This window comes from Alteromonas sp. M12, from assembly GCF_037478005.1.
Classification (GTDB): Bacteria; Pseudomonadota; Gammaproteobacteria; order Enterobacterales; family Alteromonadaceae; genus Aliiglaciecola; species Aliiglaciecola lipolytica_A.
In genome coordinates this window covers 1,844,359-1,864,144 of the sequence record NZ_CP144164.1, presented here as the reverse complement: position 1 = coordinate 1,864,144, position 19,786 = coordinate 1,844,359, and the positions used below count along the sequence as shown (strand labels likewise).

At 40.4% G+C, this 19,786-nt stretch carries 17 protein-coding genes; 4 read left to right on the top strand and 13 right to left on the bottom strand.

Going from position 1 to position 19,786, the window contains the following annotated elements; all coding sequences use genetic code 11:
- Positions 1 to 51: 51 nt before the first annotated feature.
- From VUI23_RS08005 to VUI23_RS07960, 10 genes are all read right to left on the bottom strand, one after another.
- Entirely contained in the window at positions 52 to 1,278 is a 1,227-nt protein-coding gene (locus tag VUI23_RS08005; protein WP_216049521.1) for an acyl-CoA dehydrogenase family protein, read from the bottom strand.
- Between the two features lie 430 nt (positions 1,279 to 1,708).
- Positions 1,709 to 2,128, bottom strand: coding sequence for an arsenate reductase (glutaredoxin) (gene arsC, locus VUI23_RS08000; RefSeq protein ID WP_342807706.1), 420 nt, complete (start codon positions 2,126 to 2,128; stop codon positions 1,709 to 1,711).
- A 74-nt stretch (positions 2,129 to 2,202) separates the two neighbouring features.
- Complete coding sequence (locus VUI23_RS07995) at positions 2,203 to 2,439, bottom strand: thioredoxin family protein (protein ID WP_342807704.1); 237 nt, start codon at positions 2,437 to 2,439, stop codon at positions 2,203 to 2,205.
- Positions 2,440 to 2,447: 8 nt separating this feature from the next.
- Positions 2,448 to 3,449: a permease gene (locus VUI23_RS07990; RefSeq protein WP_342807702.1), complete on the bottom strand. Its 1,002-nt coding sequence runs from the start codon at positions 3,447 to 3,449 to the stop codon at positions 2,448 to 2,450.
- Between the two features lie 18 nt (positions 3,450 to 3,467).
- Entirely contained in the window at positions 3,468 to 4,487 is a 1,020-nt protein-coding gene (gene arsB, locus VUI23_RS07985; protein ID WP_342807700.1) for an ACR3 family arsenite efflux transporter, read from the bottom strand.
- 13 nt (positions 4,488 to 4,500) lie between these two features.
- Positions 4,501 to 5,217 (bottom strand): arsenical resistance protein ArsH, encoded by a 717-nt coding sequence (gene arsH / locus VUI23_RS07980; protein ID WP_342807697.1) that lies wholly within the window; start codon positions 5,215 to 5,217, stop codon positions 4,501 to 4,503.
- Positions 5,218 to 5,219: 2 nt separating this feature from the next.
- Positions 5,220 to 5,690, bottom strand: a complete 471-nt coding sequence (locus tag VUI23_RS07975; RefSeq protein WP_342807695.1) for an arsenate reductase ArsC — start codon at positions 5,688 to 5,690, stop codon at positions 5,220 to 5,222.
- A 13-nt stretch (positions 5,691 to 5,703) separates the two neighbouring features.
- Positions 5,704 to 6,039: a metalloregulator ArsR/SmtB family transcription factor gene (locus VUI23_RS07970; protein WP_342807694.1), complete on the bottom strand. Its 336-nt coding sequence runs from the start codon at positions 6,037 to 6,039 to the stop codon at positions 5,704 to 5,706.
- 163 nt (positions 6,040 to 6,202) lie between these two features.
- The gene (locus VUI23_RS07965; protein WP_303499689.1) at positions 6,203 to 6,823 is read right to left on the bottom strand and encodes a hypothetical protein; all 621 of its coding nucleotides are present in this window, start codon (positions 6,821 to 6,823) and stop codon (positions 6,203 to 6,205) included.
- Between the two features lie 237 nt (positions 6,824 to 7,060).
- Positions 7,061 to 9,421: a zinc-dependent metalloprotease gene (locus VUI23_RS07960; RefSeq protein ID WP_216049545.1), complete on the bottom strand. Its 2,361-nt coding sequence runs from the start codon at positions 9,419 to 9,421 to the stop codon at positions 7,061 to 7,063.
- 209 nt (positions 9,422 to 9,630) lie between these two features.
- Here VUI23_RS07960 and VUI23_RS07955 point away from each other — a divergent pair, with 209 nt between their 5' ends.
- Together VUI23_RS07955 and VUI23_RS07950 are read left to right on the top strand one after the other, a co-directional pair.
- On the top strand, positions 9,631 to 10,284 hold the full coding sequence (locus VUI23_RS07955; protein WP_216049512.1) for a dUTP diphosphatase: 654 nt from the start codon (positions 9,631 to 9,633) through the stop codon (positions 10,282 to 10,284).
- 61 nt (positions 10,285 to 10,345) lie between these two features.
- Positions 10,346 to 10,768 (top strand): diacylglycerol kinase, encoded by a 423-nt coding sequence (locus VUI23_RS07950; RefSeq protein WP_216049511.1) that lies wholly within the window; start codon positions 10,346 to 10,348, stop codon positions 10,766 to 10,768.
- Here the strand turns inward: VUI23_RS07950 and VUI23_RS07945 are convergent.
- Together VUI23_RS07945 and VUI23_RS07940 are read right to left on the bottom strand one after the other, a co-directional pair.
- A complete protein-coding gene (locus VUI23_RS07945; protein WP_342807692.1) occupies positions 10,765 to 12,189 on the bottom strand; it encodes a sulfotransferase in 1,425 nt (474 codons plus the stop codon). The genes VUI23_RS07950 and VUI23_RS07945 overlap by 4 nt on opposite strands.
- A 78-nt stretch (positions 12,190 to 12,267) precedes the next feature.
- The gene (locus tag VUI23_RS07940) at positions 12,268 to 14,913 is read right to left on the bottom strand and encodes a TonB-dependent receptor (RefSeq protein WP_342807690.1); all 2,646 of its coding nucleotides are present in this window, start codon (positions 14,911 to 14,913) and stop codon (positions 12,268 to 12,270) included.
- Between the two features lie 743 nt (positions 14,914 to 15,656).
- On the opposite strand from VUI23_RS07940, the gene VUI23_RS07935 reads away from it, so the two are divergent.
- Positions 15,657 to 16,673 carry a GDSL-type esterase/lipase family protein gene (locus tag VUI23_RS07935; RefSeq protein ID WP_342807688.1) on the top strand — a complete coding sequence of 339 codons (1,017 nt, stop codon included), beginning with the start codon at positions 15,657 to 15,659 and terminating at the stop codon, positions 16,671 to 16,673.
- Positions 16,674 to 16,727: 54 nt separating this feature from the next.
- On the opposite strand, the gene gnd is transcribed toward VUI23_RS07935, so the two are convergent.
- Positions 16,728 to 18,194 (bottom strand): decarboxylating NADP(+)-dependent phosphogluconate dehydrogenase, encoded by a 1,467-nt coding sequence (gene gnd / locus VUI23_RS07930; RefSeq protein ID WP_303499695.1) that lies wholly within the window; start codon positions 18,192 to 18,194, stop codon positions 16,728 to 16,730.
- 225 nt (positions 18,195 to 18,419) lie between these two features.
- Here gnd and VUI23_RS07925 point away from each other — a divergent pair, with 225 nt between their 5' ends.
- A complete protein-coding gene (locus VUI23_RS07925) occupies positions 18,420 to 19,730 on the top strand; it encodes a M20/M25/M40 family metallo-hydrolase (protein ID WP_342807686.1) in 1,311 nt (436 codons plus the stop codon).
- Positions 19,731 to 19,786: the final 56 nt, after the last annotated feature.

Below are 19,786 nucleotides of genomic sequence, written 5' to 3'. Positions count from 1 at the left end.
GATAAATAATCTAAATTACAAACTATTAGGTAAATAAAAACGACCTAAACGCTATTTTTTTGATGTACCAACGTGATCTTTAATTAAGTTACGTCCCAATTGCATCATATGCACCTGATCAGGCCCGTCAGCAAGTTTGATTGTTCGCGCATAGGCGTAAATAGCTGAGAGTACAAAGTCTTGACTGGTACCTGCTGCGCCATGCATTTGAATCGATTGATCGATAACGCGACAAGCCATGTTAGGCGCAACGATTTTGATCGCAGCAATGATATCTCGTGATACTTTGTTACCGTAACGATCCATTTTGTCAGCCGCTTTTAAAGTAAGCAATCTGGCCTGCTCGATGTCACAGTGCATTTGTGCAATAGATTCTCTAACGGATTGTTGCTTGCTCAGAGGCTGACCAAAGGCAATGCGCTCTTCTACTCTTTCACAGGCTAAATCTAGTGCCCGTTGAGCGCAGCCAATTAAACGCATACAGTGGTGGATTCTGCCTGGCCCTAAGCGCCCTTGTGCAATGGCAAAGCCTTCACCTTCACCAACTAATAAGTTGCTTGCTGGCACTCGTACATTTTCAAACAGCACTTCGGCATGCCCAATAGGCTCATCATAAAAACCCATGGCTTTCATCGGACGCACAACGGTTACACCGGCAGTGTCCATCGGCACCAATATTTGCGATTGCTGTCTGTGACGTTCCGCTGTGGTATCAGTTTTACCCATAACCACCATGATTTTACAGTTAGTGTTCATAGCGCCACTGGTATACCACTTACGACCGTTAATCACATACTCATCACCATCGCGGACTATCGATGTTTCAATATTCGTAGCATCACTAGATGCAACAGCAGGTTCAGTCATTGCAAATGCGCTGCGAATTTCGCCATTAAGCAAAGGCTCTAACCACTGTTTTTTATGAGCCTCACTACCATACTTAGACAATACTTCCATATTGCCGGTATCAGGAGCACTGCAGTTAAAAACTTCAGGACTCCACAACACGCGTCCCATAGCTTCGCATAAAGGGGCATACTCTAAATTGGTTAAACCCGCACCGTAAGGTAAATATTCTTCAGGTAAAAACAAATTCCACAAATTCGCAGCCTTAGCTTTTTCTTTTAACTCGTGCATTAATGCAGGAGTCGTCCAACGCTGTGGATTATTTTCAACAAGCTCTATGTATTCTTGCTCTATGGGATAGATATTTTCGTCCATAAACTGGTTAAGACGGTCAAGTAAAGCTTGGGTTTTTGGAGAGTAATCAAAGTGCATGAAATGTATCCTCTGTTTTAGAATACAAAAATAGTAGAGTGATTAGTTGTATAAGTTTAATTAATTATTCGAATACTTTTGTATTAGTAATAGATATAAGCTGAATCTAATTTTAAACACCCTATCCTTAAGCACTGATTTTATTGGGTTGTAGAGCATGACAAAATATTCATTAAAGGTAAAATCAATAACAAATAATTTACATTTTATCTAAAATTAGCTTTTCGGCTTACGGCAGATTGACACATCTGCCTACTTTATGACCACATTCAAATATGGCGCGCTTAAAATAGAAGGGAATATATGAGGGGAAGTAAAAAGCAGATTACTATTTTTACAGGTTAACCTCCCCCGCTTAATAACAGTCATTGCTTAGGTATTTCAGCCATTATTACAATGCTAAATTAAGTACACCTTAAGTACTTTAAAATTAACATAGCCGTTTATTATTTTCATCGAGGATCTGTTGACCATCTTCTTTATAGTAAGGTCCTGCAGGCCAATTTTCTAGTAGCGCTAGGACTGCTTCACTCGGGCGACATAACTTAACACCTTTTGGACTGCACACTATTGGACGATTTACTAATACTGGGAACTTCAGCATGGCCGCTAAAATTGTCTCATCAGCTACACTTTCATCGAGTAAGCCAAGTTCTTTAGCTGGCGATTTACTCGTTCTTAAGGCTTCACGGGGAGTTAAATTGGCCGCAGCGAACAACCCCAACAATTGACTGTTTGTCCACCCTTGGGTTAGATAATCAATAATGATAGGTTGATATCCTGCATCCTCAATGATCTTAAGCACATTCCTCGAGGTTCCGCATTCTGGGTTGTGATATATAACTATCATATTAATCCTTAGAATTGAAAACTCAAAACCTGAGTGAATTGAGTTTACGTAAAACATTCGTTTATGCGAAAACGCTACTCGGCGAGCCACTCTTTAACTTGAGTACTGTTGGGAATTGAACCAGAGTGAACTAACTCCTCTTCCATCACTACCGCTGGCGTACTCATTACACCGTAAGCCATAATCACCCGAGGATCGGTTTCTTTTGTGACATCAATCGCCACATTTAACTCTTTTGCGTACTTTTCAAATAACTCTGCAGTTTTAATACATTTAGAACAACCCGTACCTAATACTTTTATATGTTTCATAAATCACCTCACAATAAAAAAGAAAATGCGTTAAATATCCAACCCACAATAGAAAATGATACTAACAACATGATAAAAACAATCGCCAATAAGCGCCATTGCATCACTTGTTTAAGCAAAATAAATTCAGGAAAGCTCGCAGCAACCGTACTCATACAAAAGGCCAATGTTGTGCCTATCGGTAAGCCATTAACAATCAAACTCTCCATAATGGGTATAACGCCAGTCGCATTTGAATACAGCGGAATCCCTAATAATACTGCCGCTGGAACAGACCACCACTGGCCATTTCCAAGATGTTGTTCAATCCAACCATCTGGCACAAAACCATGCAGTGCAGCACCTAGACCAACACCTATTATTACCCATTTCCACACTCGACCAAATATTTCGAGGGCTTCATCTTTAGCGAATTGATGCCTTTGTGAGAAGGGGATTTTAGTGGGTGCTGACGTTACCGTTGAATTCACAGAAGTGGGTTTATTTTGCCCCTTGTGGAGAGCTTCAGCGGCAAAGGATTGTAACCAGCGCTCGGCTTTAATACTGTCTAAAAAGAAACCTCCAACAATCCCAACGGTTATGCCAGTCACAACGTAAATTAAGGTAAACTTCCAACCAAGCAAACTCATCAACAACAATACCGCAACTTCATTCACCAATGGCGAGGTCAGCAGAAAAGCCATCGTAATCCCGACTGGAATGCCGGCAGAGGTAAAACCAAGAAATACCGGGATACTTGAACAAGAACAAAACGGTGTTATCGCACCAAAAGCTGAACCAAGCATGTAACCCACGCCTTTATTCTTACCAGCAAGGTAATCCCTCACACGCTCAACTTTCATTGAAGCGCGTAACAACGCAATGACGTAAATCATGACAATCAATAAAACGAATATCTTACTAACGTCTTCAACAAAAAAATGAACTGCGTCACCCAACTTTGACTCGGGGGTCAACTTCAATAAAGAATAGGCTATCCAATCAGCTAGTTGAGTGAACACGGCGAACATTTTTCATCCTCCAAACGGTTATTCTGTAAACCAATGACGAGTTCGATTTGCAAACCAAACTAATGACAACATAACGGGTACCTCTACCAGCACACCAACGACAGTTGCTAAAGCAGCCCCTGAATGTAAACCAAACAACGAAATTGCAACCGCAACAGCCAGTTCAAAAAAGTTTGAGGTACCTATCATACAAGCTGGTGCCGCGACGTTATGGGGCAGCTTCATTTTCTTTGCAATAAAATAAGCAATCGCAAAAATACCGTAAGTTTGAATCAACAGCGGAATCGCAATTAATACGATAGCTTCGGGTTTCGCCAAAATCGTTTCCGACTGAAAAGCAAATAACAAAGTCACTGTGGCTAACAAGCCAATGATCGACCAAGGTTTCATCGTTGCAAGAAACTGTTCTAATTTAGAATGGTCATCTGATTTATCTAATTTTTTACGAGTAATCACGCCTGCGACTAGAGGAATTAATACATACAAAACAACCGATAGAAACAGGGTATCCCAAGGTACTGTAATATCCGTTACACCCAACAATAATCCGGCAATAGGCGCAAATGCGAATATCATAATAATGTCATTTAAAGAGACCTGCACCAAAGTATAATTAGCGTCACCTTTGATCAGTTGACTCCAAACAAACACCATCGCGGTACAAGGAGCCACACCGAGTAAGATCATGCCTGCGATATATTCCGTTGCGGTTTGAGGATCGACCCAATCGGCGAATATTCCTTTAAAGAACAACCAGCCTAAAAATGCCATAGAAAAAGGCTTAATTAACCAATTGACCACAAGCGTAAGTACTAATCCTTTTGGTTTTTTCCCTACATCTTTAATTGATGAAAAGTCAATTTGTACCATCATTGGATAAATCATTAGCCAAATTAAAACGGCAATAACAATATTGACATGGGCATACTCAAAACTTGCAATCACCGCAAATGCATCCGGTGCGATACTGCCAGCGAAAATACCCACGATTATAGCCAGACCAACCCAAACAGATAAGAAACGCTCAAACAATCCCATGTGGTTTCTCCTTTTATATTGAACGTTGATTTACTCGCTGGCTTAATTGCTCAGCAGATTCAACACGTTCAGAATAGCGATCAACAAAATAATCTTTATTGTTACGTAGCAATAAGGTGAACTTCATTAGCTCTTCCATCACATCGACAATTCGATTGTAATAAGCGGAAGGCTTCATTCGATCGTTTTCATCAAACTCCAAATACGCTTTAGCCACGCTTGATTGATTAGGAATCGTCACCATGCGCATCCAGCGGCCTAAAACCCGTAGCTGATTAACCACATTGAACGATTGCGAGCCTCCACATACTTGCATCACCGCGAGGGTCTTACCTTGGGTAGGACGGACACCGCCAATATTCAATGGCACCCAATCAATTTGGCTTTTAAAGATGCTAGTCATAGAGCCATGACGCTCTGGAGAACACCATACCTGCCCCTCTGACCACATCATAAGTTCACGCAATTCTTTAACCTTGGGATGAAGTTCATCTTCAGTATCTGTTTGCGGTAAACCCTCAGGATTAAATATTTTCACATCGGCACCGAAATGAATCAGTAAACGTGCACATTCTTCTACAACCAATCGACTAAATGCTCGCTTACGCATCGATCCATGTAAAAGTAAAATACGCGGTGCGTGTTCTAACGGTTCGGTAATGCATTTTTCAAATGTAGGTTTATCTAAACTCTGCTCTTCAATATTCGCTAATGACATGTCCCGTAGCATATTTAGTGTGCTCCTAATTCAGCTAAGGCAACTTTCAATTGGTCTGGATTAAGATCCTTTTTGGCCAATATTTGCAATTGCTTAACCCGAGCGGTGATTTCTTCAATGCAATGTTTAAAAGAGGTGGCTATCTCTTGTTCCGTGCCTTGCACCTTTGACGGGTCAGTCAGTCCCCAATGCACTTTCAGAGAATTCCCAAACCACAAGGGGCAAGCTTCACCGGCGGCTGAATCACAGACAGTGACCACCACATCGGCATCAAATTGTTCAAAATCATCCCAAGATTGACTCTTGAGTCCCTGCACCGAAATTCCAGCTTCTTGCAGATATTTGATAGATAAAGGGTGTACCTGCCCTGCTGGTTGACTGCCAGCACTTTGAGCCACAATCACATCACCTGCTAACTGATTAGTGATTGCTTCTGAGAGAATACTTCTACATCGATTATGAGTACAAATATATAAAATTTTCATCGTTGAACCTCGGTTAACAACAGTTATATTGAGCATTAGGAGAAGCTTTAAGTCGTTTAAAAGCCGTTTCGAAATAGGATTGGTTATGAAAAGTAGATTCTGTAATCACTTTGTTTACCCAGTCGGGTAATTCTGGATGAAGACGGTAATACACCCACTTCCCTCTTCTTTCATCCTGCAAAATGCAACATTTACGCAGCTCAGCTAAGTGACGGGAAATTTTAGGTTGGTCGAGGCAAAGTGCCTCCATGAGATCACATACGCACAACTCGCCAGACTCAGCTATCAACATTAAGGATTTAAGTCGAGTATCGTCAGAAAGACATTTAAAAACTTGTAAAGGACTCATAAACACATTCGATTATTCATATATGTGATTAATCATATATGTGAAATTTCATATGTCAAATATTATATAGGTGAGTGATGTAATAAATGTCGCAGGAGTCGCCACTGTTATTAAAATTAATTTTTAAACGGCATAAATTAGGTCGCAATTTTAGCGGTTTAATTTATCCCCTATTAATCTTGATGTTACCTTTGCTTGATAGGTATATTTTGATGCCTAAAATGGTTAATAGAAGTAATAAAATGAGACCCGAAAATCCCAAAATTTGATTGAATTCTTTAAACGGAGTCCATTGTAAATAGTGAATTTTATACAGGGTGTTTATTAACTTGGTGTCACCACCACTTTGACTTAAGGTTAAGCGATTCCAATTAAGATTCACTTCAACCCCAGTGTTTGTTTTTGCTTTATAACCGTCACTCGACACTACATTTCCATAACGTTGTGGATTATGCAAAACAGCATCATTTACCAGCGTATGCAATTCAGATTGTTCGGAAAGCGTTTTAGGTAGATAGGAATCTGGATCTAGATGCTCAAATCCCTGTGCTGTTTTGACCAGTAAATGATGTCCTAGTATCGTCTTAACAACTCTTGCTTCTATCCAATTAGTTGAATTTGGGATGACAAATGATTGCTCCAATGGGTAAGTTTTAATCGCTAACTGTTCATATGCATCTTGATAACCTGGCTTTATAAAAAATATGAGCCCCGTAATTACCCAACCAATCATAGGTAAAACTAATAGCAACCCTAGGACTTTATGCACTCTTCTACTTTTCATTTAAAACACAACCCAAGCACACACCACATGTGACAAAATTTAAATTAAAGGGATTAATCAATGCTCGTTTAGCAAAGATAGTAAAAGTCATTTTACCATCACTTTGACAATTATGACGGCTAAGTACATGAAAAATAAAAATTACTGAGTATCAATTTGTGTAACGTCAAAAAATTCAGGATAACCATAAAAAAAGCCGGCAATAGCCGGCTTATACAGTAAATATAAAATAAGTATTTAGATTGGCGAACCTGGAGGAAGCGGTTTCACTTCAAAGTTACCTTTCCAGTCACCTGTTGCCATAAACCAGTCTAACTGTTTAGCCATTACTTTATTTTGGCCATAACGAGAGTTCTTTTTCAACCAACTATGTAAGTCCATCAAGCCAGCTAATAAAGCCCCTTGAGCTTCTGGGGCGATATCTTCAGCTTGCATAGCTTGAATGACACTATTGAGCACTACATAATCTACCCGTTGTTTAACATCAGCAGCAAATTTACTCGGCTTTTGTTGTAAAGTAGCCGCGAATAATTTTTCTAATAAAACAGGGATTGTTAGTTGATCACGACTATTAATAGGACGCGCAGCGAGACGGTTTAATCTCTCAGCTGTTAGCATTAAGCTCAAGGTATAACCCGCTCCTGATTCTGCGGCACTGATAGGATCAAAACTCAAACCATTACGACCATTGAAGCTTTCACGGGTATTAGACTCGCCAAGGCTTTTAGGTGTAATCAAAGAACTAATGTTCTCAGGTATATGTAAAAACTTCGGCGAAAGCGTTTCGATCATGGCATCTAACGCGGCCATCTGCTTGCTTTGTTCAACAAACGACACACCCTTGGGCTGACTATAATCGCCTTTACTTTCGTAAGCGTAGTTTAAACCACCAATAAGTTTAGCCACTGCATCCAATTGATAACGATGCAAGTAATAAACAGGTACTAAGGTTTCTTGCAATGAAGCTAAAGTTGTACCTTCTGGAATAGAATTAATCCCAAATTGTGATAATGCAACTTTACGCACCTCGATCAGATTGTGCAGCTCTTCTACCGGATCTTTACCGTTATCCCATAAGTGACCAATTGGGCTAATGGCGTGACTAGGTCTGGCATCACGATCGCTGATATAGAGCAAACCTGAAGTGAGCGCGGTTTGAATCGTATTTTGTAAATAATCGGCTTCATCAGCATTATCTGGCAAATCTTGATAACCGTAAGCGATCACATGGTCATCCCATTTTCCCATACCTACTGCGTACGCATCGGAAATATCAACTTTGCCATCTTTTACCGTCACAGTAGGATGAGGATAATCCATTACCGACTCGCGACCATAGGCACTGGCTGCGAAGTTATGAGCGATACCTAGCGTATGGCCAACTTCATGGGCAGATAATTGTCTGATTCTGGCTAACGCCATTTCTTTTTGCGCTTCAATGCTGCTATCGCTTTGTTTAAACGGACTGGTTAAACCTAAGGCGATAAGATAATCCTGACGGACGCGCAAAGAACCAAGGGTAACCTGCCCCTTTATAATCTCACCCGTACGTGGATCACGCACTGACATTCCGTAAGACCATCCGCGTGTTGCTCTGTGCACCCAGTTAATGACGTTGTATCTTACGTCCATTGGATCCGCGTCTTCAGGTAACATTTTCACTTGAAACGCGTTTTTATAACCTATTTTAGTAAAGGCTTGATCCCACCACATAGCACCTTCATACAAGGCACTTCTGACCGGCTCTGGCACACCTGGATCTAAATAATAGATAATAGGCTCAACTGCTTCACTTACTGCTGCTTTTGGATCTTTCTTAAACAAACGGTGGCGAGTTATTAAGCTTTGTTCCATCGATGCTTCGATAGGAACTGAATAATCCTGATAGGTCATCTTGTTAAAACCGGAATTAGGGCTGAATGCCCGCGGTTTATAATTATCATCAGGTAATCTGATCAAAGAATGGTGTAAATGCACAGTAACACTATCTGGAGAAGGGGTTACTTGCTGCAAGTATTTGCCTGGATTGGTGCCACCAAAAGTGACTAATGATTCCATTTCGGTATTATCAACAAAGGATTTTGTGCGCGGCATATACACTGCACTGCGCTTCGAGTCGACTTTGAAGCTGCCCTGCTTAGCACGAGTTAGGCGCTGGGAAATACCATGGATATCAGACAAAAGGAAATCAGTATAATCGACTAAAACGGCGCCATCTTGCTGTGCAACAACCGTAAAACCAGCAATGACAGAGTCAGCAAAAGCCTCATCAATACTAGCAGCCTCGGCAGCATTATCGGTTGTAGAACGAAACATGGTATTTAACTGTTTTAGCAAAACTTTGTCACCAAAGCGCTCAAAAACCACTAAACGAGTTTTACCAAGCTGGAGTCTGTCTAGGCCGATATCATTCGAGCCTATGCCTTGTGGCAAACTACTTTGGAACAATACTTGTTGCCCAAAGTTTTCAATTTGTAAATACAACTTCCCACTATCTTGTTCATAATAGACGGTGTAAAACCCCTCCTTTGATTGCATTCCACTGGTAAAGTCATTTATCGACTTACTCTGGGAAAACGCAACTGATGAAAATAACATCAAGCAAATAACTACGTATTTTTTCACACCTGTCTCCTAAATTTTTAGTTTATTACCTGATAGAAATAAGCCCAATCCATGCTTAATACATGAGGATATTCATACTATCTTAAGGTTAATATTATAATTATGATTAGTCTGTTTCAGGCTATGCCGATTATCACAAAACAAGTACACTATGCACTCGCTAATTCTACATAAGGACTATTATGCTTTCCTCTACTCAACTTAACACCATGCTTAACCTTCAAGCCAAAATGAATCAAAAGGTTAATGCTCAGTGGTTAACTGCCGGATATCAATACCTTAGAGCTGCAATGATAGAGGCGGTCGAGGGGATTGAACATCATGGTTGGAAATGGTGGAAAGCGCAGCAAAAAGACCTACCCCAGTTGCAAATGGAATTAGTGGACATTTGGCACTTTGCTCTTTCCGCAATCATTATCGACTTTGATGGCAACATAGAGTCCTCTGCCGAAACCATTGCAAGTGAATTGAATAGTGGTGTCCAGTCAGTTACGTTCGACGGCAAAGAATATGCGTTTAATGACCAAGATATTTTAGAAAATTTGGAACTAATGGCGGGTTTATGTGCAGCAAAACGATTTTCTGTGCCTCTATTCATCAAAATTGTCGAACAAGCGGAAATGGATTCGGATGAACTTTACCGTCAGTACGTTGGTAAAAACGTGCTTAACTTCTTTCGACAAGATAATGGGTATAAAGACGGTAGTTATTTGAAAGTTTGGCTAGGTCGTGAAGACAATGAACACTTAGTGGAAGTGTTAAACGAACTCGATATTACCCTTCACAATTACAGTGATTGTGTATATCAAGGACTGCAAAAACGTTACCCAAACTAAAACGCATTTAGTGATAAGTTACAGTGTTGCGAGTTGACGAGTAAAGCAGAAGTACAAAGATATGAAAAACAAAGTTACTCAAGCATCGGTGGTTGAAGATGAATCGGTGCTGGTGAATAAACCGAATGGCACTGGATTTTCACGGATATTCAAGGCTACTCAGTGTTCTTTTCGTGGATTTAGCGCAGCATGGCAACATGAGTCAGCATTTCGCCAAGAACTAATTTTGGTAATGGTCATGCTGCCCTTTGCTTTTGTTTTATCCTCTTCAACAGTCCATCTAATGGCGCTTATTGGTACATTACTATTTGTGTTGTTTGCAGAAATTATTAACTCAGCCATTGAAGCGCTCGCGGATGCCGTTACGCTAGAAAATAACATTTTGATTGGACGTGCTAAAGATATGGGATCCTCCGCAGTTTTTATCGCATTGACCATATTAACCTTAGTATGGCTGGAAGCCATTTGGCGTTTTTTTAGCTAATTGAAAAGCGCTTTATAGTTTTGCCACTGGCCAATTGATTTGTGGTGAATAGGTTTACGTACTTGTGCCGCACTTAAAGTATTGATAGTTCCTTTGCCATCAATGGCAGTCACACAAGACGCCTGCCATTCAAGTCCCATATGGTTGAGTACGTTTTTAATGACTTGTTTTGGCTCAGCGGCTAAATTTTCGTAAGTAATGGTGAGGATTCTGTTGGGTATCAACGCCTCCCAGAACTGCATTTGTTGCTGATAGAAACTGACATATTTATCAAACTCCTCAATATCACAAAAATATGGTTCGTTTTCGTAGAAATAGTTTTTATAAATCGATAGCGAAACATCTTTAATCTGCCGAGTAATATGAATCACTTTTGCGTTCGGGAAAAGTTGATAAATTAGACCGATATTTTGAAAATTTGCCGGTAACTTATTAATGATAAAAGCTTCATTTAAACCAATTTTTATCAATTTTAAATAATGTTCTGATACCTTTGAGGTATCAAACTCGCTTAGCTTGCTAGCTAATTCAGGATAACTCAACTGCGTCATTTTCTCTAAAAAAGGCACACTATATTGACTTAGATATGCCTGTTCACCGCAGCTATTTATGTCACTGTGCTGACATAGCATTTGCTCCAACAATGTAGAGCCTGTGCGGGGCAATCCTAGGATAAAAACCGGGGTAACCGCATATGTATTGTCATTTGATTTCTTTTGCGCAAATGCAACCTGTTGATAGCTGTCAGAAAGTGTCGAAAAAAATGCTGACATCTGCTCCGTTCTATAAGGACACAATGTTAACTGATATGCATTGGCCATTTGCAGGTGTTCTATGGCTTTGGGGTAATTTTTCAGTTTGTCATATGCCTGACCTAGTGCGTAATCAAGTAGCATTCGTTGCTGTGATGCAGGTGTGGAACTGGCGTAGCTAGACATCAATAATGCCCATTCATCTGGATTTAAGGGTGTCACTTGTGTGCGAATTAAATCGAGCCATCCATAGGCTGAAAATTCTGGATCTGCAGAACGAATTTGTGACCAAAGCAGTGGCAGCGCTTGCGTATTTTGTGCAGTGGCAATGTAGTGTTGTATCAATGCTGCCAGCACAGCTTTGTTTTGCGAACAATTTTCATAAGCGTAACGTAATACAGTCTGAGCATCCTCAGTGGCATGTACAATACCGAAAGCATCTGCTAGCTCTAACAGTGGCTCAGGTTGTTTATCTAATAAATGACAGGCTTTTTGCAGTAAATTGATAGCCTGATCATATTGCAACGCCGCTTTAGCGACTTTGCCTAAGCCGAGATACCCTGCCCCGTTATTTGGATCATTTTTCAGTGACTGAACAAATATCTTCTGCGCATTGAGCAAATCACCTTTGGCTAAATAGTCATTTCCTATTCGAATTTGATTATTCAATATTTCTCTCGCATTTCTATCGCACTTCTCAAAAAAAAAGCCTTGTCTACTGACAAGGCTTTCATACTTCCGCTTAGATTAGAAGTTGTAGGTTGCTTTTAAGTAATAAAAACCACCATTGAATCCCATAGGAGAAGTTTCGTAATAAACGCCACCCCATGTGTTATTCGCAATGCCTTGGTCAGCAGGAATATTGATTTTTTCAGCATCCTGATCAAACAAGTTTTGCGCACCAGCAGATAGAGTAATTGCATCATTCACGAAATAACTCGCTTCAAAATCAACCGTAACGGCTGAATCAGCAGTAATTGCCGTTGCATCATAATCTACATGCACACCTTGATATTCACCATAGTAATTCAAACGTGTAAACATGCTGAAGCTATCCCACCCTTGAGACCAGGTAAGAGTTGCTCTGTGGTTTGGTAAGTCTTCTTCAATACGCTTAACTTTAAACTCACCAGTAATGTCAGAATATCTATCAACTTCAGTGTCATTCCAGTTATAGGCTAAAGCAAACGTGGTATTTCCATCAAAAAGACTGGTAGTGTAATTCGCTACAACATCTATACCTTGAGTGGTTGTATCAAAGTCATTGGTAAAGAAGCTAACTTGCGCCAAACCATCGACATTTTGTACACCAGCATCTTTGAGTACGGCTTTATCTTCATCAGAAAGATTGATTTTATCTGATTGGCTAATACGATCCTCAACTTGAATATTGTAGTAGTCAACAGTCAAGAAAACGCTACCAACCTGATAAATCATACCAAAGGTGAAACTTTGTGATTCTTCTGGCTCTAGCTCAGTACCACCAAGTTGCACAGAAATTGGATTCGTTGGTGGCAACAAAGCTGAATCAACTAGTACACCACTGTCGAGGTTGGTTTGAACGTTACTAACGTTCGCCTGACCCACTGTAGGAGCACGGAAACCTGTGCTTACAGAACCACGGAATGAAAGGTCATCGGTTGCATGCAGTTGCGCTGAGATCTTATAATTGGTAGTCGAACCAAAGGTATCATAATCTTCGTAGCGTAACGCATAGCCCATCAAGAACGCTTCTGTGAAAGGTACTTCAGCATCTACGTATAAAGCTGCACTGCGTCGAGTTGAAACCCCTTGATCAGAAGGTTTAAATCCAGGGAAACCATTGGAGCCAACACTGAAGCCTTGAGAGAAAAGATCACCAGCAACAAAAGACGCTTCGTCACCCGCAACCACTTCAAATGACTCTTCTCGCCATTCAAGACCACCGGCAAGGTTAATCTCGCTATATAAGTCTGCATCAATCAATTTGACCAAATCCAAATTGAATGTTTTTTCTAGCTGAATATATTTACCTGGAGAGAAGTCACGGGGAGTATCAGGACCAAGAGAGGCGTTTAAGGTGTTATAAATGAAAAACTGCGATTCATTTCGACCAACCGCACCACTCACATCATATAAAACACCTTCAGCGAAACCTTCTTTAAATTCGCCTTTAGTACCAATAGTTAATGAAGTATCGGTAATATTTCCACCGAAGTTTGGCGTAAATCCTGCCGGAAACATTTGATTAAACGAGAAACAATTCGCTGCAGTAAGAGAATCTAACGCACCTTGATCAGGTAAACCGTTATCACCTAATTCAACCACTGGGCAATTTAATTGTTGTTCTAGACCATCTAAAGAACCGACTAAAACAGTCGCTGGTGCAGCATCCCAAGCAGCTTGACCGGTAGGGTCATCATCGCCAGGGCGATAAGAAGGCGTGCCATCTAAGTTACGTACTATGCCGCCATAAACGCCAGGACGAGTTGTGGGGTTACGATAGTAAAAACCCCCTCTCACGTCTCGTTCGGAATAGTTACCAAACATGTAAAATTCTTTGTCATTACCTAAATCTAAGCCAACATTACCAAAGATAGTAATATCATCATTTATTTCAGGCGAACCCCATATTTGTGCAGGATCTTCAACGGTCAAACCAGCATCAGCAAACGCTGCGGCATCTGGGCGTTGTACACTGCGACTCGTAGCATCAGAGTTTTTGTATTGAAAGCTCAAATTTGCAAAGCCATCATCAGTAAATGGCATACCTACGTTACCAGAAATTTCTGTTGTAGTGCCATCACCTTCATAATATTCACCGTGGCGAACAACCAATGAACCACCTTCTGAATCATCTTTGAGCACAAAGTTCATTACACCGGCAATTGCATCAGAACCATATTGTGCCGCAGCACCATCTCTTAACACTTCGACCTGTTTTAACGCAATACTTGGAATAACCGAAATATCTGGACCTTGAGCCCCATCGTTAATCCCACCACCTAAGAAAGCAATTACCGAAGAACGGTGACGACGCTTACCATTTAACAAAACTAAGGTGCTATCTGCAGACAAGCCTCTTAAATTCGCAGGACGTACTAAAGATGCCGCATCGCTGATAGGGTTAGTATGCACGTTAAGTGAAGGCACTGTACCTTTAAGTATTTCTAACATATCGGTATTACCCGCTTTTGTTAGCTCATCAGAACCAATAATATCAATTGGTACTGGAGAATCACCAACAGAACGTGGTGCCGCGCGGCTACCAACTACCGCTATTTTTTCAACGTTTGCATTTTTGTCTGTGGACTCTTGAGCCATCAGCGGTGCGGTCATTGTCAAAGACAATGCAGCTGTTGCTGACAATCCCATTTTGATCCCCATAGAGAGTTTAGAAAAGTTATTCTTCATGTGTTGTTCCCATAATTAAATGTTTGGTTTTTCCGTCCATTGTTCGACGTAATCATGCGATTCAGTTAAGTCCTTATTGGCGCACCGATACTGAAATCGTCATGTTGGATAAGCTATTTTTTGATGTATAAGAATTTTTATAGCCTAATCACAGTTTTATTTATAGTTGGGTATGCCTAATTTATCAACCTATTTTGCTAAAAAAACGTTACAAAATAGTAAGTTACTTATTACAAACCAACACTTAATCGGGGCAATTTATATACCCAAACATCAATAACAATCGTTTGCATAGATTTAACTAGTTGTTTTATATTGATTTTTCACATTTGAAATCTTAATTTTCAAGATAAATTTGAAATTTATAATCGAAATTTTGTTTTGTAAAAATCGAAAAAAAATTACCGAAAAAGTTAAAACGAAAAATTCAGCTCGCCGAAATTTGATTAAAATATCAGCAAGTTCCAGATTGATAAGCCAGAAATAAAAAAAGCCCCGCAAAAAGCGGGGCATAAAATGTCCAGATTTTCTGGAAAATTGGGGAGAAGCGTTTCACAAGTCACAATCGGGAAAGTAACCCAGTTCTGGATGGAATCTATTGAATTCCAACTAGAGAGTGTTACTGATTGTGTAACCCAACAAAACAATTCAGTGATAGTTTACTCTTTACTGTGTAATTCGTCATACCATCTACCTTATAATTAGTGTCAAATATCGCATAACTAACTGAATTTAGTCTGCAAATGAAAAATATCATCGATTGTAATAACGCAAAAATAACAGTTATGGGTAGAATCCTGAGGTTAGATGAAGGAATCGCGTTTAGTTATCCAGGTGTAAGCATTTCATTCAATGTGCAGGCTAAAAATGTCGAATTAGTCGCTAAATGTAGCGTTGGTAAAGGCAGAATAGATGTGATCATCAATAACACCCTTAGCAAACAGCTTGTTATTGCGAAAACACCTAAAACGTTCCGCATATTTTCGGCAAAACATAAACAAAATGTCAAAATTGAATTACTTAATCGGGGGGAGTCTTGGCACGGTGTTATTAATTTAATCTCATTACTCATACAAGATGGTGAACTTATTGAACCGCCCCAACTTCCTGATAGAAAGTTGATATTCATAGGTGATTCTATTGTGACAGGCGCATTAATGGAGCGACATCCTAATGCGAAAAAAGGACCTCAATTGGCCAATGCTTATCAATCTTTTGGTATGCAATTAGGACGTTTACTCAAAGCTCAAGTGCATCTTATTGGGTTTGGTGGCCGAGGACTAATCCAAGGTTCAAACATGCTAGCGAGTGAAGCCCAATTACCAGAGATTTTTCCACTGACAATACCCGTGCCTCCCTATACCCAAAAGTGGCCAGTTGATGCCTACATACCAGACGGCATTTTCATTTGTTTGGGGACAAATGATTTTTATACCAATACGCCTGACCTGAGTATTTTTAAACGAACTTATGCCCTTGGTGTAAAACACTTATTGAATTTATATCCTGATGTTCAAATCATGATTTCAGAAGGACCCATGTTATGCGACACCTCTGAAAATGAAGTCAAAAAACGAATCTTAATCCAATCTTTAAAAGATCTTGTGGATGAGCTAAAGGAGCCACAACTGGATTATTTAGCCTGTATTAATTGTAAAGGAGACAATTTTGATCCTCACCCAACCCTAGCCCAACACACTCAGTTAGCGAGGCATTTTGTGCCGTTAATACAGCAATCGTTAAGATGGCCGGAAAATTAATATACGCCTGCAAAAAAGGCTGCAATATGCAGCCTTTTGTCGCGATATTACCAATTATACATCGTAAGTAGTGGAAGCAGTATCACCGCCTCTACCAGTCCAATTTGTATGGAAAAATTCTCCGCGAGGTTTATCTTTACGCTCATAAGTGTGCGCACCGAAATAGTCGCGTTGGGCCTGCAACAGATTAGCAGGTAAGTTTTCCGTACGATATCCGTCAAAATAGCTCAGTGCAGACGACAAACAAGGCACTGCCACACCTTGCATTGCTGAAGTTGCAACCACTTCACGCCAGCCTTGTTGAGCCTTGGCAACCACTTGATTGAAATAATCATCTAGCAATAAATTATCCAAATTAGGGTTATTATCGTAAGCGGCTTTAATGTTATCCAAAAATACTGAACGAATAATACATCCTTCACGCCACATCATCGCAATACTGCCATAATCGAGATTCCATTTATATTCTTTGGCTGCCTCTTGCAGTACCGCAAACCCTTGTGCATAAGAGACTATTTTTGAAGCAAGCAATGCTTGGCGTAAGCTTTCAAGGAAAGCCACCTTATCGCCGGTAAATTCTGCTTTTGGTCCAGATATGGTCTTAGCAGCCTGTACTCGTTGATCTTTTATTGCAGAGAGACAACGAGCAAAAACAGCTTCACCTATTAGGGTTAGAGGAACACCTAAGTGCAAGGCCGTAATACCGGTCCATTTACCCGTTCCCTTTTGCCCTGCGGTATCCAAAATACTATTAACCAGCGCTTCACCATTTTCTTTGTAACCTAAAATATCAGCGGTGATTTCTGTCAGGTAACTTGATAATTCAGTTTCATTCCACTGTTTAAAGACAGCTTGCATTTCGTCGGTACTCATTCCCAACAAATCTTGCATTAAAATGAAGCCCTCGCAAATGATTTGCATATCACCATATTCAATGCCGTTATGTACCATTTTTACAAAGTGACCCGCTCCACCTTCACCAACCCAATCACAACATGGAATTGATAGCTCGCCATTTTCGTCTTTAACTTTCGCTGAAATAGCTTGAAAAATAGGTTTCACATGAGGCCATGCTTCAGGATTTCCACCGGGCATAATTGAAGGACCAAGCAACGCGCCTTCTTCTCCACCTGACACGCCCGTCCCTACATACAACAAACCTTTGTCCGTTAACATAGCGGTACGACGATTAGAATCTTCAAACTGGCTGTTTCCACCATCAATGATAATGTCACCTTTATCCAAATGTGGAATGAGCTGTTGTATAAAATCATCTACTGGCTGACCAGATTTAACCATTAGCATAATCTTGCGAGGCGAACTCAATGATGCAACTAGTGACTCAATAGAGTCGGCACCACGAATCGTTTTATCTTTCGCTCGGGTCGCGAGAAAATTTTCCACTTTGCTATACGAGCGGTTATAAGCCGTGACCGTAAACCCTTTACTGGCCATATTTAAAATTAGGTTTTCGCCCATTACGGCTAAGCCTACTACGGCTATGTCAGAAAGTGTTTTCATATGATTCCTCGTTGAATTTGGTGGTCAATCCACAGCGGATGATAAGTGGCATTGACGTTACATGATGACAAAAAGTGCGCGTAATTTACAGGAATATGGGGAATATTTATAGCTCGATACTTAATCAGATAGTAAAAATAAACGGATTTACTCTTTTTTCTTATAACTAGACTTTATAAGACGCAAATTTTATCCTGTTAAATAAATCAAACCCTATGGATTATTATGAAGTTTCGAATCTCTTTTATCTGTTCTTTAATGCTAATTTCATTGGCGATAAACGCGGCCCAGACTCAGCCACAAATCGAATCTAAAATCGTTGACACATTAAATCAACAACTTCCACAAGCGCAAGCCCTGTTAATTGAGTCGGTTAACATCAATAGCGGCACCATGAACTTTAGCGGTGTTAAAAAAGTTGGAATGTTATTTAAAAATGAATTAGAACAACTCGGATTTGAAACCCAGTGGCAAGACGGTGCTGAATTTGGACGAGCTGGACATTTGATTGCACGCTATGGAACAAAAGGTCCGAAAATTCTAATGATCGGTCACCTAGATACGGTATTTGCTAAGACAGATGCATTTCAAACCTACCAAGCTTTAACTGACAATAAAGCTTCAGGCCCTGGTGTCACAGATATGAAAGGCGGAGACGTTATTATTATTGAAGTGATGCGCGCCCTTAAACACCTAGGACTGCTTGATGATGTAAGTATTCAGATTGTCATGACTGGCGACGAAGAACGCAGCGGTAAACCCTTATCCGCCTCAAAAGCGGCAATTATCAACGCTGCTAAATGGGCAGATATCGCTCTTGGGTTCGAAGATGGTGATGGCAATATAGAAACCGCAGTGGTTGCCCGTAGAGGTTCGGTTGATTGGCAACTAGATGTAACCGGACGGCCAGCCCATTCCTCGCAAATATTTAGCCAAAAGGTGGGCTTTGGCGCTATTTTTGAAGGTGCTCGTATCCTAGATACATTTCGTCAGGAGTTAGCCAACCTTGGTGATTTAACCTTCAATCCAGGGGTTATCTTAGGCGGTACCGAAGTAAACTTCGAAGATGAAACTGCCAGTGGCACAACATTTGGTAAAAATAACGTAGTAGCTCAGCATCTAATAGTAAAAGGTGGAATAAGAGCATTGACTCAAGATGAGTTGAATACCGCAAAAACCACTATGCATAAGATTGTAAAACAAAACTTACTGCATACCAGCGCCACGCTAGTGATTGGTGAAGGCTATCCACCTATGGCTCCAACTCAGCAGAATTATCAATTGTTGCAATGGTATAGTGATATCAGTGAATCCCTCGGTTACGGTAAAGTGGCAGCCGTCAACCCGCGTAACGCAGGGGCCGCTGATATTTCATTCGCCGCAGAGCACGTAGACATGGCCCTTGATGGTTTAGGTTTAATGGGAACCGGCGGTCATACAAAAGGCGAGATTGCTGATATGACGAGCTTCGCGAAGAATATGCACAAGGCGGCGTTGTTGATTTATCGGATTAGCCAACAATATCCTACAGATTAACCACAATAACAAAAAAAGCCTGAATACCGTGAGTTCAGGCTTTTTTTCACATAAAT

Coding starts and splice junctions, on each gene's coding strand:
- arsB (WP_342807700.1), bottom strand. CDS start 4,487: ATGGGATTGTTTGAGCGTTTCTTATCTGTTTGGGTTGGTCTGGCTATA.
- arsH (WP_342807697.1), bottom strand. CDS start 5,217: ATGCTACGGGACATGTCATTAGCGAATATTGAAGAGCAGAGTTTAGAT.
- VUI23_RS07955 (WP_216049512.1), top strand. CDS start 9,631: ATGCTTTCCTCTACTCAACTTAACACCATGCTTAACCTTCAAGCCAAA.
- VUI23_RS07990 (WP_342807702.1), bottom strand. CDS start 3,449: ATGTTCGCCGTGTTCACTCAACTAGCTGATTGGATAGCCTATTCTTTA.
- VUI23_RS07975 (WP_342807695.1), bottom strand. CDS start 5,690: ATGAAAATTTTATATATTTGTACTCATAATCGATGTAGAAGTATTCTC.
- VUI23_RS07970 (WP_342807694.1), bottom strand. CDS start 6,039: ATGAGTCCTTTACAAGTTTTTAAATGTCTTTCTGACGATACTCGACTT.
- VUI23_RS07950 (WP_216049511.1), top strand. CDS start 10,346: ATGAAAAACAAAGTTACTCAAGCATCGGTGGTTGAAGATGAATCGGTG.
- VUI23_RS07935 (WP_342807688.1), top strand. CDS start 15,657: ATGAAAAATATCATCGATTGTAATAACGCAAAAATAACAGTTATGGGT.
- VUI23_RS07965 (WP_303499689.1), bottom strand. CDS start 6,823: ATGAAAAGTAGAAGAGTGCATAAAGTCCTAGGGTTGCTATTAGTTTTA.
- VUI23_RS07960 (WP_216049545.1), bottom strand. CDS start 9,421: ATGTTATTTTCATCAGTTGCGTTTTCCCAGAGTAAGTCGATAAATGAC.
- VUI23_RS07995 (WP_342807704.1), bottom strand. CDS start 2,439: ATGAAACATATAAAAGTATTAGGTACGGGTTGTTCTAAATGTATTAAA.
- VUI23_RS08005 (WP_216049521.1), bottom strand. CDS start 1,278: ATGCACTTTGATTACTCTCCAAAAACCCAAGCTTTACTTGACCGTCTT.
- VUI23_RS07940 (WP_342807690.1), bottom strand. CDS start 14,913: ATGAAGAATAACTTTTCTAAACTCTCTATGGGGATCAAAATGGGATTG.
- VUI23_RS07925 (WP_342807686.1), top strand. CDS start 18,420: ATGAAGTTTCGAATCTCTTTTATCTGTTCTTTAATGCTAATTTCATTG.
- arsC (WP_342807706.1), bottom strand. CDS start 2,128: ATGATAGTTATATATCACAACCCAGAATGCGGAACCTCGAGGAATGTG.
- gnd (WP_303499695.1), bottom strand. CDS start 18,194: ATGAAAACACTTTCTGACATAGCCGTAGTAGGCTTAGCCGTAATGGGC.